The 14,158-nt window shown below is 64.7% G+C and carries 18 protein-coding genes and 1 rRNA gene; 12 read left to right on the forward strand and 7 right to left on the reverse strand.

Translation table 11 applies throughout. The features are described 5' to 3' along the window. Positions 1 to 24: 24 nt before the first annotated feature. Positions 25 to 282, forward strand: coding sequence for a hypothetical protein (locus KQ304_RS09740; RefSeq protein WP_259736905.1), 258 nt, complete (start codon positions 25 to 27; stop codon positions 280 to 282). Positions 283 to 364: 82 nt separating this feature from the next. Here KQ304_RS09740 and KQ304_RS09745 read toward each other — a convergent pair whose 3' ends face one another. Then, positions 365 to 538: a hypothetical protein gene (locus KQ304_RS09745; RefSeq protein ID WP_259736906.1), complete on the reverse strand. Its 174-nt coding sequence runs from the start codon at positions 536 to 538 to the stop codon at positions 365 to 367. Between the two features lie 93 nt (positions 539 to 631). On the opposite strand from KQ304_RS09745, the gene KQ304_RS09750 reads away from it, so the two are divergent. The 3 genes from KQ304_RS09750 (at position 632) to KQ304_RS09760 (ending at position 3,121) form a co-directional block, all read left to right on the forward strand. Further along, positions 632 to 2,362, forward strand: a complete 1,731-nt coding sequence (locus KQ304_RS09750) for an ABC-F family ATP-binding cassette domain-containing protein (RefSeq protein WP_399229043.1) — start codon at positions 632 to 634, stop codon at positions 2,360 to 2,362. Between the two features lie 151 nt (positions 2,363 to 2,513). Further along, positions 2,514 to 2,729 (forward strand): hypothetical protein, encoded by a 216-nt coding sequence (locus tag KQ304_RS09755; protein WP_259736926.1) that lies wholly within the window; start codon positions 2,514 to 2,516, stop codon positions 2,727 to 2,729. Positions 2,730 to 2,848: 119 nt separating this feature from the next. Next, positions 2,849 to 3,121 carry a hypothetical protein gene (locus KQ304_RS09760; protein WP_259736908.1) on the forward strand — a complete coding sequence of 91 codons (273 nt, stop codon included), beginning with the start codon at positions 2,849 to 2,851 and terminating at the stop codon, positions 3,119 to 3,121. A gap of 81 nt (positions 3,122 to 3,202) precedes the next feature. On the opposite strand, the gene KQ304_RS09765 is transcribed toward KQ304_RS09760, so the two are convergent. Next, complete coding sequence (locus tag KQ304_RS09765; RefSeq protein ID WP_399229048.1) at positions 3,203 to 4,345, reverse strand: trypsin-like peptidase domain-containing protein; 1,143 nt, start codon at positions 4,343 to 4,345, stop codon at positions 3,203 to 3,205. Between the two features lie 299 nt (positions 4,346 to 4,644). On the opposite strand from KQ304_RS09765, the gene KQ304_RS09770 reads away from it, so the two are divergent. From KQ304_RS09770 to hrpB, 3 genes are all read left to right on the forward strand, one after another. Further along, entirely contained in the window at positions 4,645 to 4,953 is a 309-nt protein-coding gene (locus KQ304_RS09770) for a DUF2973 domain-containing protein (protein WP_259736909.1), read from the forward strand. Positions 4,954 to 5,034: 81 nt separating this feature from the next. After that, positions 5,035 to 5,418 (forward strand): hypothetical protein, encoded by a 384-nt coding sequence (locus KQ304_RS09775; RefSeq protein WP_259736910.1) that lies wholly within the window; start codon positions 5,035 to 5,037, stop codon positions 5,416 to 5,418. Positions 5,419 to 5,729: 311 nt separating this feature from the next. Further along, on the forward strand, positions 5,730 to 8,324 hold the full coding sequence (hrpB, locus tag KQ304_RS09780) for an ATP-dependent helicase HrpB (RefSeq protein ID WP_259736911.1): 2,595 nt from the start codon (positions 5,730 to 5,732) through the stop codon (positions 8,322 to 8,324). Positions 8,325 to 8,336: 12 nt separating this feature from the next. Here the strand turns inward: hrpB and KQ304_RS09785 are convergent, their stop codons facing one another. Beyond that, positions 8,337 to 9,146 carry an HAD family hydrolase gene (locus tag KQ304_RS09785; RefSeq protein ID WP_259736912.1) on the reverse strand — a complete coding sequence of 270 codons (810 nt, stop codon included), beginning with the start codon at positions 9,144 to 9,146 and terminating at the stop codon, positions 8,337 to 8,339. Positions 9,147 to 9,279: 133 nt separating this feature from the next. Between KQ304_RS09785 and KQ304_RS09790 the strand changes: the two genes are divergently transcribed. From KQ304_RS09790 to KQ304_RS09810, 5 genes are all read left to right on the forward strand, one after another. Next, the gene (locus KQ304_RS09790; RefSeq protein WP_259736923.1) at positions 9,280 to 9,438 is read left to right on the forward strand and encodes a chlorophyll a/b-binding protein; all 159 of its coding nucleotides are present in this window, start codon (positions 9,280 to 9,282) and stop codon (positions 9,436 to 9,438) included. A gap of 243 nt (positions 9,439 to 9,681) precedes the next feature. Next, complete coding sequence (locus KQ304_RS09795) at positions 9,682 to 9,813, forward strand: hypothetical protein (RefSeq protein WP_259736913.1); 132 nt, start codon at positions 9,682 to 9,684, stop codon at positions 9,811 to 9,813. Then, positions 9,810 to 11,012, forward strand: a complete 1,203-nt coding sequence (gene xseA, locus KQ304_RS09800) for an exodeoxyribonuclease VII large subunit (RefSeq protein ID WP_259736914.1) — start codon at positions 9,810 to 9,812, stop codon at positions 11,010 to 11,012. The genes KQ304_RS09795 and xseA overlap by 4 nt, the downstream gene beginning before the upstream one ends. Further along, on the forward strand, positions 11,009 to 11,275 hold the full coding sequence (xseB, locus tag KQ304_RS09805; RefSeq protein WP_259736915.1) for an exodeoxyribonuclease VII small subunit: 267 nt from the start codon (positions 11,009 to 11,011) through the stop codon (positions 11,273 to 11,275). Before xseA ends, xseB begins: the two co-directional genes overlap by 4 nt. Continuing rightward, positions 11,272 to 11,766, forward strand: coding sequence for a DUF2834 domain-containing protein (locus KQ304_RS09810; protein ID WP_399229056.1), 495 nt, complete (start codon positions 11,272 to 11,274; stop codon positions 11,764 to 11,766). The genes xseB and KQ304_RS09810 overlap by 4 nt, the downstream gene beginning before the upstream one ends. A gap of 184 nt (positions 11,767 to 11,950) precedes the next feature. On the opposite strand, the gene KQ304_RS09815 is transcribed toward KQ304_RS09810, so the two are convergent. The 4 genes from KQ304_RS09815 to rrf all read right to left on the reverse strand — a co-directional run bounded on the left by KQ304_RS09815 (position 11,951) and on the right by rrf (position 14,074). Beyond that, complete coding sequence (locus KQ304_RS09815) at positions 11,951 to 12,397, reverse strand: hypothetical protein (RefSeq protein WP_259736916.1); 447 nt, start codon at positions 12,395 to 12,397, stop codon at positions 11,951 to 11,953. Continuing rightward, entirely contained in the window at positions 12,397 to 12,687 is a 291-nt protein-coding gene (locus tag KQ304_RS09820) for a glypican (RefSeq protein ID WP_259736917.1), read from the reverse strand. Before KQ304_RS09820 ends, KQ304_RS09815 begins: the two co-directional genes overlap by 1 nt. A gap of 28 nt (positions 12,688 to 12,715) precedes the next feature. Continuing rightward, positions 12,716 to 13,750 (reverse strand): YihY/virulence factor BrkB family protein, encoded by a 1,035-nt coding sequence (locus KQ304_RS09825; protein ID WP_259736918.1) that lies wholly within the window; start codon positions 13,748 to 13,750, stop codon positions 12,716 to 12,718. Positions 13,751 to 13,957: 207 nt separating this feature from the next. After that, positions 13,958 to 14,074, reverse strand: a 5S ribosomal RNA gene (gene rrf, locus KQ304_RS09830). Between the last annotated feature and the right edge of the window lie 84 nt (positions 14,075 to 14,158).

A 14,158-nucleotide genomic window follows, 5' to 3' on the forward strand; every position in this document is an offset into this window, starting at 1 on the left:
GCTGCACCCGCCAGGCCTGTACCCATGACCGAGCACCCGCCCGAACCGGCCGCCGCGGCCAATACCGCCGCTCTCTACGAGCGCATCCGCTGCGATGAAGCCCTCACCCAGTCCCTGTTCCGTCAGGCGCTGCAGGACCCCAAAGGCACGATCGAGCGGATCATCGCCATGGGAGTCGAGTTCAACCTCCCGGTCACCGAGGCCTCGGTTCGAGAGCATCTGGCCTCCCTCGACGATCTCGACAGCAAGCAGTGGCTGATCAAGGCCCGCGGCGGTCTCTGATCCAGGCAGGAGCCCTGCTCGGGCCGCTCTCGGTCTCTCTCGGCCCCAGGCGCTGATTCAGAAGAGGCCTCTCTGACTGCACTCAGGGCAGGCCCTGCCGCCGGGACGCGGCGGATGGCTCAGCCTGGCTCGGCTGGGCCTGGGGCTGGCGCAGCTCCCGCCCACCTTGAGCCCAGCTGAAGAACAGCCAGTAGCTGACGATCGCCAGGCCGGCAGCCACCACAAGCGCCGCCACCTGCTCCAGACGTTTCACCATCACGGCCGCTGGCTCAGGACGGTCTGCAGTCTGCCCCGCAGCTGAACAGGGCCAGCGGGGATGATGACGTTTCACCGCCGATCCGCCCAAACCGTGCTCCGTCTGGAACGTGTCTCAAAGATCTATCCCACCGGCGAGGTGCTGCGGGATGTCACCTGGGAGGTCAAGGCGGGGGACCGGGTCGGTCTGGTGGGCGTCAATGGAGCGGGTAAATCCACCCAGTTGCGGCTGATCGCCGGCCTGGAGGAACCCAGCTCGGGCCAGGTGGTGCGCCAGGGGAACCCCCGCATCGTCTATCTGCGCCAGGAATTCGATGTGGATCTGGAGCGCAGCGTGCGCGAGGAACTGTTCCAGGCCTTCGGTGAGGCCGCCGACGTGCTGATCCGCCAGCACCAGGTGGAGCATGAGATGGCCAGTGATCAGGCGGCCACCGACCCTCACCACCTCGATGAGCTGATCCACGAACTGGGGCGGCTGCACAGCCGCTTCGAAGCCCTGCACGGCTATGAGCTCGATGCCCGCATCGACAAACTGCTGCCCACCCTCGGCTTCACGCCGGAGGGGGCCGAAGAGCCAGTGGGGGCTTACTCCGGGGGCTGGCAGATGCGCATCGCCCTGGGCAAGATCCTGCTGCAGGATCCGGATCTGCTGCTGCTCGATGAACCCACCAACCACCTGGATGTGGAAACCATTCAGTGGCTGGAGGGGTATCTGCTGCAGCAGGAGGTGCCGATGGTGGTGGTCAGCCACGACCGCGCTTTCCTCGATCGGGTCTGCAACCTGATCGTTGAAACGGAGCGGGGCGTCTCGCGCACCTACCTGGGCAACTACAGCCAGCACCTGGAGCAGAAGGCCCTGGAGCGGGAGGCCAGCCAGGCCGCTTTCGATCGCCAGCAGAAGGATCTCGCCAGCCAGCAGGCCTACATCGACCGCTTCCGGGCCAGCGCCACCCGCAGCACCCAGGCCAAGAGCCGCGAGAAGCTGCTGGACAAAGTGGAGCGGATCGAGGCCCCGCTGGAGGGCCTCTCAGGCCCCCGCTTTCAGTTCCCTCCGGCTCCGCGTTCGGGGCGCCAGGTGGCCCTGATCGACGACCTCACCCACAGCTACGGCGACAAGATCCTTTTTCTCGGCGCCCATCTGGAGGTGGAGCGGGGAGATCGCATCGCCTTCGTCGGCCCGAACGGAGCCGGCAAATCCACCCTGCTGCGGCTGGTGATGGGGCTGGAGGCCGCCGACGCGGGCCAGGCCGGCCTGGGGGAGCACAACGTGGAGGCGGGCTACTTCGAGCAGAACCAGGCCGAGGCCCTCAATCTCGAGCGCAGCGTCGTCGACACCCTGTTCGAGGCCGTGCCCGACTGGACCCAGACCCAGGTGCGCTCGCTGCTGGGCAACTTCGGCTTCAGCAATGACGACGTGTTCAAAGCGGTGGGCCAGCTCAGCGGCGGCGAGAAAGCCCGCCTGGCCCTGGCGCTGATGCTGCTCACACCCTGCAACCTGCTGGTGCTCGACGAGCCCACCAACCACCTGGACATTCCCGCCAAGCAGATGCTGGAGTCGGCCCTCAAGGACTACGACGGGGCCGCGCTGATCGTCTCCCACGACCGCTATTTCATCGCCCAGGTGGCCAACCGCATCGTGGAACTCCGCGACGGCGACCTGGTGCTCTATCAGGGCGACTACGCCTATTACCTGGAGAAGAAAGCCGAGGAGGCCGAAGCCGCACTGCTCGCTCAGCAGGACCAGCAGAAGCAGGCCCGGCAGCTGGCCAACCGCCAGAAGCAGAAAGACAAAAACCAGTCACGCCGCACCCGGGGCGGCAGCTGAACCCCCAGAAGCTCTCTGGGCAGTGAATCAGCAGAATCTCTCAAGCAAGCACAGACAACTTCATCCTTGAGTAGGCAAGAAGACTCAATTGTCTGGACCCGCAGGAATGATCTCCATATCCTGACCATATCCCCATTCTCAGGTCCGGCACATGACCCATTCCTTCGGCCAGCCCCTTGCCAACCAAACCGGCGCAGGCTCTCCCCAGACCGTTGCGGGCCTGGCGGTGGTGGCCACAGGCGCCAGCCTCAGCCATGACGACAACGGTGATTCGGTGGAGAGCTACTTCGAGTGCATCACCACCTGCTCCCTCGACGACGGCGAGTGCATCACCCATTGCGTGGAGGAGCTCCGGGAACACCACTGATCGAGGCGCCATGGGCAGACCCTGACAAAAAATCGGTAAGTCTGTGGCGCTCGCTACGCGAGCACCCGAAACACTTCGTAGCATCGGCGTGGCTTCACTGCCCCGTCGCGATGCCTCGTATGTCCGAACCGCTCGCCCTCAGCCTCGGCCAAAAGTTTGAGCTGGAGCGCATGACCCGCATGATCGATTCCACTGGAGACACCCAGTCGCTGCGTGGCCTGGCCAAGCAGTTGCTGCAGGCCTGGCACACCCAGAAAGCAGCCACGGAATGGATCATGCGCCAGCAGCTGGGAACCCCCAGCCAGTTCGGTGGTCCGACCAGGTCCACCGCTGGCACCTCCCGTGACAGCGACTCCAGGCCAGACGTCAACGGCTCGATGGATGTTCTCTGAGTCCGGAACGTCTGCGGGCACTGCGCAGGGGGGAGTCCATGGCTCCCCTCCTCCCCACAGGCGATCAGCCTTGACCAAGGCCTACCGGGCCCGTTCACCACTGATCTCCATCCCGGTGGGCACCACTTCCAGTTGAACCTGGCTTCCGCCACGCACCACCTGGAGCGCCAGCGGTCGCCCCACACCATTGGCCTCCACAGCCGCCACCATTTCCGACGGACCGGCCACCGGCTTGCCAGCCGCCGCCACGATCACGTCGCCACTGCGAAGCCCGGCCCTTGAGGCCGGGCCACCAGGCATCACCGAACGCACCAGCGCTCCGCCGTTCAAGCTCCGTCTCAGCTCGGAGGGCAGGTTGTCGAGCCCCACGCCGATCATCGGATGGCTGACCCGGCCCGTAGCCAGCAACTGGGTGGCGATCTCCCGGGCTCGATTGATCGGAATGGCGAAGCCCAGGCCGGCCCCTGGGCCGGATCGCACCAGGGTGTTGATCCCCACCACCTCGCCGTCGGCATTGAGCAGGGGGCCACCGGAGTTGCCGGGATTGATCGCTGCATCGGTCTGAATCAGATCCAGCCGCTTGTCGGTGATCCCCAGCTTGGCCACATTGCGATTCAGGTTGCTGATGATGCCCATGGTCACGGTGTTGTCGAGACCAAAGGGATTCCCCACGGCAATCGCCCAGTCACCCACCTGCAGAGCATCGGAGTTGCCCAGAGGAGCCACCGGCCAGGGGCCTGGCTCCATCAGCCGCACCAGGGCCAGATCGGTGACGTTGTCGAGGCCGATCACCTTGCCCTCCGTGCGCCGACCATCCTTGAGCCCCACAAAGACCCGGTCGGTTTTCTCAACCACGTGGGCGTTGGTGAGAATCAGGCCATCGGCCTGGAAGATCACACCGCTGCCCTGGCCCCGCTCGGTGCGCTGCGTGGGCTGCTGGGCCTGGGGAAAGAAACGGCGGAAGAAGGGATCCAGCATCATTCCCGGTGGCAGTCCGCCACTGCCAGGGCGGATCACGGTGCGCTCGGTGTCGATCGTGACCACGGCCGGTCCTGAGCGGCGCACCGCATCGGCCACGAACGACTGGCGCGAGAGGGAGGGTGCCGCAACCGAGGGCCTGGCCAAAGCCGGCAGAGATCCAGCCGGCAGCAGCGGAGCCCCCAGCAACAGGGCGAGGGGCAACACAGGACGCAGAGATCGATGCCAGAGGGAGATCATCGTCATCACGTCAGGGGAGCACAGGGGTTTTTGGACCGTAACGGCAGTGGCGGGCTGCACGTAAGGGCGGTCAGCCGCCAAGGTGTGACGAAGTGCGGCGGGGATCTGGCTGCAGGTGGGCCAGCAACCGCCTAGGCTTAACAAAGATTTGTAACCGATCCATGGATACCAGTTCTTTTCTGTTGCTGTTTCTAGCTTTTGGTGCTGCCTGCAGCAGCCTTTGGGCCTGGAAGCTCGCCCAAGGTGCCTCATCCAGGCAATGATGGTGAAGTGAGCCGGATTTTTCCAGCACCGCCGAGCCGCCGATGACACCACTGTTGTCCCAGATCTTCCCGATCGTCTATGGCGCTTGCATGTTGGTGCTGCTCTGGCAGGCCTTCAAGGTGATGGCCAAGGGATTTTCAGCTGTGCCCCGAGCTGGCGATCTCGGCAGCTCGCCCCCCATGGCTCCGGACTTCGCCAATGAACCCGAGACCAAGGGGGATCGCACCGGCAGGCTCACCATCCACCCTGAGTTGCTTGATGCCGATGGGCAGATCACTTCAGAGGATCTGCTCACCGTGCGTTTCGGGGGAGACAACGATCTCCCCAAGCTGCCGGCCCAACACGACTGATCCGCCACCTGCATATCTTGGGGCGACCCTGCCGGCTGGTACAACCGGTGGGCGAACCCGAGTTCTGGCGGAGGCCGAGAATTGGATCAGAAAACCCGCATCGTGGCGGCAGTGCTGCGCGGCCTGAAACTGCCGCCCCGCTTCCGCCTTCACCTGACCAAAGACGATCCGGTTCGCCTCGAGCTGAGTCTCACCCCCGCCTACGGCAAGGATCCCATCCTGGTGGGACTGGTGGAGTCGCAGGATCTGGTGGCCCGCCGTGACCGCGAAGGTCGCATTCCCCGCGATCTGCAGGGCACCTGGGACTGGACCGTGCGTCACGGCAAGGTGAGCACCGGCGGCTGGAACCCCTACCTCAAGGAGGCTCTGCAAACGATGTTTGAGACAGGCCTGCCGGCGATCGTCTACGAGGAAACCACCGGAGAGGCCTATCACCCGGTGGATGGGGCCCGCCACGTGCGCTGAGCAACGAGGCGTCAGCCGGTGGTCTTGAGCTGTGGTCATTCCAACGTGTGGCAACGAAACGTGGCCATCAACACCGCTCGCCCCACCGAGCGGCGTTAAAACAGCGGTGTCCACTTCTTCCAATTTTCTTCATGTCCACTCTGGGCCTGTCGATCGGGCCGCTCGTGCGTTTGCTGGCCTCCCTGGGGTTGCTCAGTACCGCCCTGCTGGCTCTTGTCCTGCGGTTTCTCGGCTGAGCATCCAAGCTCAACGGACACCGCTCCCTTCTCACTGTCTTCGCCGGCGGGAGCCTTCCTACCCCGCTGAACTCCATGGGCTTCCCCTGCAGCCGCCACGGGGAAGCGTTGCCGATCGACCCGCTTCTGCCGGAGATCCTGCAGCAACTTCCTCCGGGCGGCACCCTTCTTCTTCAGGCTCCACCCGGGGCCGGCAAAACCAGTCGCGTTCCTCTGGCCCTGCTCCAGCACCTGGGCAGCGCCAAAGGCGAGGGCGGCACGATCCTGATGCTCGAGCCCCGGCGGCTGGCAGCCAAAGCCGCAGCCACACGCCTGGCTGAAGCCATTGCTGAGCCGGTGGGAGCCTTGGTGGGCTATCGCGTCAGGCTGGAGCAGCGCGTGTCCAAGGCCACGCGCCTGGAGGTGATCACCGACGGACTGTTCCTGCGCCGCCTCCAGGACGATCCCGCCCTGGAGGGCGTGGCGGCGGTGATCTTCGATGAATTTCACGAGCGCCGCAGCGACGCTGATCTCGCCCTGGCCCTGCTGCGGGAGGCCCGCCCCTTGCTGAACCCCCAGCTGCGGCTGCTGGTGATGTCGGCCACCCTCAACCTGCAGCCCCTCAGCCGGCAACTGCCCGAGGCGGTGGTGCTCAGTAGCGAGGGGCGCAGCCATCCGGTGGAGCTGCACCATCAACCCCCGCGGGAGCGGGAGCCCCTGGGGGCCCAGGTGGTGCGAGCCCTCGAAGATCACTGGCTGCAGGAGGAGGACGAGGGGGGAGCCGGCACAGCTCTGGTGTTCCTGCCCGGCCAGCGGGAGATCAGGCAGGCGCTGCGGGCGATTGAAGCCACCGGTTGGGGCCAGCGGGCGGAGCTTCACAGCCTGCACGGAGGCCTCTCGCTGGAGGCCCAGGGCCGCGCCATCGCCGCCGGCCGCCACCCCGCCGGCAAGGTGGTCCTCACCACCGCCATCGCCGAAAGCTCGCTCACCATCGAGGGCGTTCGCCTGGTGGTCGACAGCGGCCTGAGCCGGCGCAGCCGCTTCGATCCCCGCACCGGCATGGACGGGCTCATCACCCTGCCCGCCAGCCAGGCCAGCGCCGAGCAGCGGCGGGGTCGGGCCGGCCGCCTGGGGCCCGGCCACTGCGTCAGGCTGTGGTCGCCGGCAGAGCAGCAGCGGCGGCCGGCCTACGACCCGCCCGAGCTGCTCGATGCCGACCCGCTGCCCCTGGTGCTGCAGCTCGCTCGCTGGGGCGCCGGGCTGGGGGAATCACTCCCCTGGCTGGATCCACCGCCGCAGGCCGCCCTGCGCCAGGGTCTGGAGCTGCTCAAGCAGCTGGGCGCGATCGACCCGCACGGGGTGCTCAGCGCCCATGGCCGGGCCATGGCCCAGCTGGGACTGCATCCTCGCCTGGCTCACATGCTGCTGGAGGGCCAGTGCCTGGGGAACCCGCAGCTGGCCTGTGAGCTGGCGACTCTGCTCAACGAACGGGATCCTCTGGCGGGCGAAGGGGCGGGCAGCGATCTGATGGCCCGTCTCGACTGGTTGCGTCAGGACAGGCGAGACCCTCGGCGGGGTCCCCTGCGGCAGCTCTGCCGGCAGCTCCAGCAGCAGCTGCAGGCCACTGAGTGGCCTGCAGCCCGCTCAAGGGGGGCTGGTGCAGAGGCTGAGAAGCAGGTCGAAGGGGAGGCGGAGCTGGCCGCGGTGCTGCTGAGCTGCGCCTATCCCGAGCGGATCGCCCTGGCCCGCCTGGAGGGTCAGGGTCGCTTTCTGATGCGCAGCGGCCGGGGCGCCCAACTGCCGGCCCACGATCCCCTGGCCGGTCAGAGCATCCTGGCGGTGGCTGCGGTGGACGACAGCGGCAGCGATGGGCGGATCCTCCTGGCTCTGCCCCTGCAGCGCCAGAGCCTGGAGAGGCTGCAGGCCCAGCAGGGGGAGCAGCGGCCGCTGGTGAGCTGGGAGCCGGCCGAGCGCCGGGTGCGCGCCGTGGTCGAGCGGCGGCTGGGGGCTCTGGTGCTGGAGCGCCGCCCCTGGGACGACCCACCGCCGGCAGCCCTGTTGGCGGCGCTGCTGGATGGCCTGCGTTCGCTGGGGCTGGCGGCACTGCCCTGGAGCCGTGACAGCCGGGACCTGCAACACCGCCTCAACCTGGCCCATGCCCGCCGCGGCGAGCCCTGGCCCGACCGCAGCGAGACAGCGCTGGAGCAAGAACTGGAGCAGTGGCTCGGGGATCAGCTGCTGGGCCTGCGCTCCCAGGACGATCTGCGTCAGCTCGACTTGATGGAGGGCCTCTGGAGCGGACTGGCCTGGGAGCATCGCCAGGAGCTGGAGCGGCTGCTCCCGAGCCAGATCACGCTTCCCACCGGACGCAGGGCCCGGCTGGAGTACGGCAGTGGCGAGCCTGTGCTGGCTGTGAAGCTTCAGGAACTGTTCGGACTGAGCGAGGGACCAAGGGTGCTGGAGGGCGACCTGCCCGTGAGCCTTCACCTGCTCTCGCCAGCCCGACGGCCAGTGCAGATCACCCAGGATCTGTGCGGGTTCTGGCGGGGCAGCTACGCCGAGGTGCGCCGGGAGCTGAGGGGGCGCTACCCCAGGCACCCCTGGCCCGAAGATCCAGCTCAGGCCCTGCCCACCGCCGGCACCAGTCGTGCCCAGGCCCGCGTGAGCCAGGGAACAGCCGAAACGTCCTGACTGAGCCGTGGCTCACGCGAAGAGGTGGGTGAAGCCGAAATGATGCAGCCCCTCAACGATGCCGTCGCAGCCATGGCCCGCCGCCGCGAAGGTGGCTGGTAAACCGGGCAGATGCAGCCGCAGGGCCGGCTCGGCATTGCCCACCATGATCCCCGCCAGGCCTGTCTGGAACATGGCCAGATCGTTGAGGCTGTCCCCGGCCGTGACCACCCGAGCCGCGTCGAGTTCCAGCCAGCCCAGCAGCTCCAGCAGCGTGGAGCCCTTGTTCACCCCAGCTGGGAGCACATCGAAGTAGCGCCCGCCCGAGTGCAGGCAATCGACTCCCTCGGCCTCCAGTCGGGGGATCAATCTGTGGTCGAAACGCTCTGGGTCGTAGTCGTAGGCCAGGTGTCGATCGATGCTGATGGGCTGGGCACTGAGCCCCGGCTGGCCCCGCAGCAGGGGCTCAAGCCGCTGCTGCAGCCCCCGCCAGCGCCGCTCGATCGGGTCAACCGCCAGGGGCACCAGCTGCAGGCTGGCGCCGCAGGCTACCGAGCAGCCCACATCACCGATCACCAGATGGGGGGCTCCCAGACCCAGCCCGGGTTCCTGCGTCAGCAAGCGAGCCACCGAGCCCAGGTCACGGCCGGTGCAGAACACGTGCAGCACCTGCTCCCGGCGGGAGCGCAACCAGCTGTAGAGGAGCTGGCGCCCGGCGATGGAGCCCTCCAGCAGGGTGCCGTCGAGGTCCGTGACCAACACCAGCTCAGGGCTGCTGGGCAGGGGAGCCGACAACTGCCGCTGCAGGCGCCGGCGGCGGGCACCGCTGGGGGCACGGGTCATGGCAGGAGGTTCGACAGGAGGGAGTGGACGCCTGGAAGGGGCACCAAAGCGATAGGCCGGAAACCCGAACACGGAAATTGGTCGCGCCCCAGCGTCAAGTCAGCTCCAAGATTCGTTACAGTTCGTGGGCCCACTGGATCCATCCATGTCTGACGCCACCCAATCCCGCTTCGGTTTCGTCAACTTTGCTGAAACCTGGAATGGCCGCCTGGCCATGCTCGGCTTCGTGATCGGCCTGGCCACCGAGCTGCTCACCGGCCAGGGCATTCTCTCCCAGATCGGCGTGGGTTGAGCCGCCAAGGCTCTCCTCCGATTCTCACCGGGCCAAGCCCCAGCAACCCCATCGTCTCCGTCAGGTGGAGTCGATGGGGTTTTTGATGTCCACTGAGACCACCGCTGCCGACGGACAGGACGGTTCAGAGCAGTCCCGAAAAGCCACGGCGCCTGTGCCGTCAGCCAGACTTGTCGATTCCCCCGGCGGTTCGTGCCTTTGGCTCCGTTCTTCGTCAAGAATCGGCGAGATGGCTCACGCCTGTTGAGCACAGTTCTGGTGGTCGGCACGGCAGGGCTGATTCGCTTTGACCACCCGATCGGCCGCATGCTCTTCTTTACGGCCTCGACCATCAGCCTCTACTGGGGGTACTGCTACGGGCGGCTGGAGCATTGAGCCGCCTCACCTCCAGCGGAGCCCCTGAGCTGGCGGCGGACACCAGCGGCCAGCCCCTGCCCCGTTACAGCGTCAGCGACCTGAATCGCTCGATCGGCACCCTGCTGGAGCGCGGTTTCGCCCCCCGCTTTCTGCTGGAGGCCACCGTTTCACGGCCCCAGCTGAAGAAGGGCCATCTCTGGTTGACGCTGCTGGATGAAACCGCCTCGATCTCAGCGGTGGTCTGGGCATCCCAGCTGCCGCGCCTGAGCTTCACACCGGCCGACGGCGATGGGGTGATCGTGGTCGGCAAGCTGAATTTCTGGGGAGCTCGCGCCAGTCTCTGCGTCCAGGCCATCGACATCCGCCCCAGCCTCAGCAGCGTTCTGCGTCAGTTCGAGCGGGTGCGGGAGCAACTGGAAGGCAGCGGCCTGTTCGATCCCTCCCGCAAACAGCCGTTGCCGGAGTGCCCCGGGGTGATCGCGCTGCTCACCAGCAGCCCCAGCTCAGCTCTGGCAGACATGCTGCGCACGGCCGCCGAACGCTGGCCAGCCACGAAGGTGCTGGTGGTGGCGATCCCTGTGCAGGGCGCTGTCGGGGCCAGCATCTGCAGGGCTCTGGAGTTGGTGGGCCGGGCCGCGGGCCGCCTGGGCATCGAGGCGGTGGTCCTGGCCCGGGGCGGCGGCAGCCGCGAGGATCTGGCAGTCTTCGACAGCGAGGAGGTCGCCCTGGCCCTGGCGGCCCTGCCACTGCCGGTGGTGACCGGCCTTGGCCACGAAGACGACACGACGATTGCCGACCTGGTGGCCGACTACCGGGCCGCCACGCCCACGGCGGCGATCGTGGCGCTGCTGCCCGACCAACGCACTCTGCTCCAGGAGTTACGACAGCGGCAGCTCCTGCTTCGGCAGACGCTGCGCTGGAGAACGGACCGGGAGCAGCAGCGACTGGTGCTGCAGCGTCAGCGGCTGCAGCACCTCCAGCCTCAGACCCTGCTGCAGAGACACATGGTTCAGCTGCAGCAACGGCGGCAGCTGCTGGAGGCCCTTTCACCCAGGCAACTGCTCAAGCGCGGCTTCTGCCTGGTGCGCGGAGAAGCCGGTCAGCTGCTGCGCTCCATTGAGCAGGTGGAAGTGGGTCAGGCTCTGCAGGTCCAGTGGTTGGATGGAGCTGCCGACGCCCGGGTCACCGGACGCCGCCCTGAGCCAACAGAGCCATGAGCAGCCGCAAACGCCAGCCTTCTGCCCAGGTGCCGGCCGAGGAGAGCTGGCAGGAGGAGACGCAGCAACTGACCTTCGCCCAGAGCCGCACGGCCCTCGAGCTCAGCCTGGCGGCGCTGCAATCGGAGGATCTGGAGGTGGAGGCCATGGCCGGGCTCTATCAACGTGCCGTGGCCTATGCCGATCGTTGTGAGCAGGTGCTGCTGCAGGTGCAGCAGCAGGTGGAAGAGCTAGACCTGAGCGCCCTGGAGGCCCAGTCATGACGCCAGCGAGCAAGGAAAACGGCTCAAACCAGGGCAGGCCTGGCGATTCAACTCCAAGCGAAGCGCAGGATTCAGCCGCCTCCAAGGCAAGTGGGCCCATGTCGGATGCCGAAGCCATGCGTTCGGCAGCGACTCCATCCTTTTGGTTGCAATGGGTCTACCTGGCTCTGGCCGTTGCCGGTGCCATTTTCCCGTGGCTGGCCAACGCCGAATTCATTCGTGACTACGGCCAGACCTTCGACCTGACCCAGTTCATCGAATTGGCCAATGCCAATTCGGCGGCTCGCTCGCTCTCCCGTGATCTCTTGATTGGGGCCACGGCTATCACGATCTGGATCATCACCGAAGCCCGGCGACTAAAGGTGCGCGGTCTCTGGATCGTGCTCCTCAGTAGTGTCACGATCGCTTTCGCCTTTGCCGCCCCCTTCTTTCTGTTTCTCAGAGAGCGCCGCCTGATCGAGATCAGTCGCGACCGGTCAACGAACCCGTAGACGCAGCCATCATCATTCCAATGACTTGAACGCTCGACGGCAATGCTTGTTTGGTCTGGCTTGGCTCACTCAGCTTGGTTTGCTCAGCTTGGCTCAGATTTGAACAGCGAACAGCGCTGCTCATGAGCAAAACGATCAGCATAGGAATCTGGAAAAATAATCATCAATGGATGGGGAGCCATACTCAACGGGGCTCTACATCCGTTGACTGCACATCAATCGTGACATCACTCACATCAAGGTTGCCATCAGTGGCGGGAGGATCGGAAGGTCTCCCAGAAGCGGGCGAGAACCAACTGGCAAGCCCCCTGGGCGCAGCGGCGTTCACCGGACCGGACGGCTGGGAGTCGTAGGGGGTGGGAACGCCGTCATTGGTGCTGGGGAGAGGGGCTCCGCAGGCGGGACAGGTGACAGAGGCCAGACTGCTGAGACCACAGACCGTGCAGGTGCGCACACGCCGCTTGATGACCTGAAAAGCAATGGCTCCGGCACCGGCCAGCAGCAAGGGCAAGAGCAGGACAGCCAGGGTCAGACCTCCCAGCAGGTCAAGCAACACACGACCCAACGGAGTGGGGGCTGCCAGCAGCAGGCCCACCAGCAGGATCCAGAACCAGGGCAACGGGCGGTTCATCAGCGCTGAAAGCGCGAATCGCGCTCCAGCCAGCGCTCAAGGGCCGCAAGCGCCTCCACTCCAGCCCAGGCACAGAGCACGGCAGCGAACAGAAACGCCACCACGAAGCCAGCCATCATCAGCACTGGAACCAGAGTGAGGGTGAAAAAAGTACCGACAACACAGGCACCCACTCCAGCGCAGAGCAACAGGAGTGCCGTGGGCAATGGACGCAGGCTCAAATTTGATTGGGCCACCGCAGCCTCTTCAGATGACACTATCGTCGCCCATTTCGCTCGGTTCTTGAGCATGCCGCTGGTGCGGATCTCCGAAGACCCATCAGCGGATCCCCCGACGGGTGTCCCCTTCAAGATCAGGGGGCTGGATCCGATTGGGTCCGAGCTCAAAGCGATCAGATTTCATTGAGCCTGAAGTGGATAACACCACGCTATAAGCGACTCCGAAGTAATAGATCAAGCCCAACAGCCACACCCAAAGAGTCAGCACCAACACCCCGCCAATCAACCCATAGGCCTGAAAGCGGGTACCCAAAGACACAATACTTCGCCCAACAGCCAAGTTCAACAGTGTATAAGCAGATCCAACAAGAATTGAGCCAGGCAGGAGAAGCCTCCAACTGATACGCCTTGACGGCAGCAATCTCAGTAAGGCCAGAGAGACCAATGAAGCAATCAACAAAGAGACCAGCAGATCAGCCAGTGCAGAGACAGGAAATAGATACCGATAGACCCAGGCAACCGGTACAGCCGTTAATCCGCGCCAAGTTTCAAAACCCATGAAGCGCAAATTGACGGTTAGCTGATCCATCACGAACAAGCTCCCCACGGCCAGTAGAAATAACGTCGCCTTGAGTCGAAGCATCAAGAACCGCCGGACCACCAACAGCACATGTTGAAGGACAGGCAGGGGTGATTCCATCGATCTGTTTCGAGGATCCCGATCAAATCTCAGCGACCAGAGATGATCCGTACCACGCTGCAAGCTGAGATAGGCATTACTAGCAGTGACCAATAACACAGCAACACCAAGGAAACCAGCTCCTCCCCGTTGCTGATAGAGCTGCACGAGGGTCGACTGTACGACCCCTTGAGCAGACTGAGGCAAGAGTTGAGAGGTTCGATCAAGAATCTGCCCAGTAAGGCCATCATCTCGCCCCAATATCCAACTAGCCAGAGCAAGAATGATTAGGAGGATCGGGAAAAAAGATTGGAGAGTATGGTAGGCAAAAGCAGCACTCAGATCAACACAATCAAAGTGGTTCCAGAGGCGACAAGACCACCACAAACGACGAACAAATCTTCTGATTGGCTTCCAAGCACGATCAACGAGCTGATCGTCCTTCGAAGCATCCACGTCGTGCCAAGCAGATGGGAATCAAGGTCAGCCTAAACGCTCCCTGCCAAGCTGGTGACGGACAGCAGGCTCTAGCCTACAAGTCAGACTCTTTCACTGGCGCTCAAGGCAAATCAACAGTACGTACAAAAAAAGCCACCCAAAGGTGGCTTTTCTCGGCTCATCCCAACAGCGCTGGGGTGAGGCTTGAGCGTTCAGATTGTTTTATCCTGGCATCGAGCTATTTTTGCAGGAAGCTACCCTCCAACTATCGTCGCCGCTACTGCATTTCACAACCGAGTTCGAGATGGATCGGAGTGGGTCCACAGTGCCATGAACACCAGGAAAGAATCTGTTCGCTCTCAGGTGATCCCTGAGAACTACATAGGTAATTGAGTGGGCTTACGCTTCCTCTGTCTGTAAACTCAG

It is taken from the genome of Synechococcus sp. CS-1329 (assembly GCF_025128055.1).
GTDB lineage: Bacteria > Cyanobacteriota > Cyanobacteriia > PCC-6307 > Cyanobiaceae > Regnicoccus_A.

What these genes read in the sequence shown, in the direction of transcription:
- KQ304_RS09760 (WP_259736908.1), top strand. Translation starts at nt 2,849, where the DNA reads ATGTCCGAACCGCTCGCCCTCAGCCTCGGCCAAAAGTTTGAGCTGGAG.
- KQ304_RS09785 (WP_259736912.1), bottom strand. Translation starts at nt 9,146, where the DNA reads ATGACCCGTGCCCCCAGCGGTGCCCGCCGCCGGCGCCTGCAGCGGCAG.
- KQ304_RS09810 (WP_399229056.1), top strand. Translation starts at nt 11,272, where the DNA reads ATGACGCCAGCGAGCAAGGAAAACGGCTCAAACCAGGGCAGGCCTGGC.
- KQ304_RS09740 (WP_259736905.1), top strand. Translation starts at nt 25, where the DNA reads ATGACCGAGCACCCGCCCGAACCGGCCGCCGCGGCCAATACCGCCGCT.
- xseB (WP_259736915.1), top strand. Translation starts at nt 11,009, where the DNA reads ATGAGCAGCCGCAAACGCCAGCCTTCTGCCCAGGTGCCGGCCGAGGAG.
- KQ304_RS09770 (WP_259736909.1), top strand. Translation starts at nt 4,645, where the DNA reads ATGACACCACTGTTGTCCCAGATCTTCCCGATCGTCTATGGCGCTTGC.
- KQ304_RS09745 (WP_259736906.1), bottom strand. Translation starts at nt 538, where the DNA reads ATGGTGAAACGTCTGGAGCAGGTGGCGGCGCTTGTGGTGGCTGCCGGC.
- hrpB (WP_259736911.1), top strand. Translation starts at nt 5,730, where the DNA reads ATGGGCTTCCCCTGCAGCCGCCACGGGGAAGCGTTGCCGATCGACCCG.
- KQ304_RS09765 (WP_399229048.1), bottom strand. Translation starts at nt 4,345, where the DNA reads ATGACGATGATCTCCCTCTGGCATCGATCTCTGCGTCCTGTGTTGCCC.
- KQ304_RS09755 (WP_259736926.1), top strand. Translation starts at nt 2,514, where the DNA reads ATGACCCATTCCTTCGGCCAGCCCCTTGCCAACCAAACCGGCGCAGGC.
- KQ304_RS09815 (WP_259736916.1), bottom strand. Translation starts at nt 12,397, where the DNA reads ATGAACCGCCCGTTGCCCTGGTTCTGGATCCTGCTGGTGGGCCTGCTG.
- KQ304_RS09820 (WP_259736917.1), bottom strand. Translation starts at nt 12,687, where the DNA reads ATGCTCAAGAACCGAGCGAAATGGGCGACGATAGTGTCATCTGAAGAG.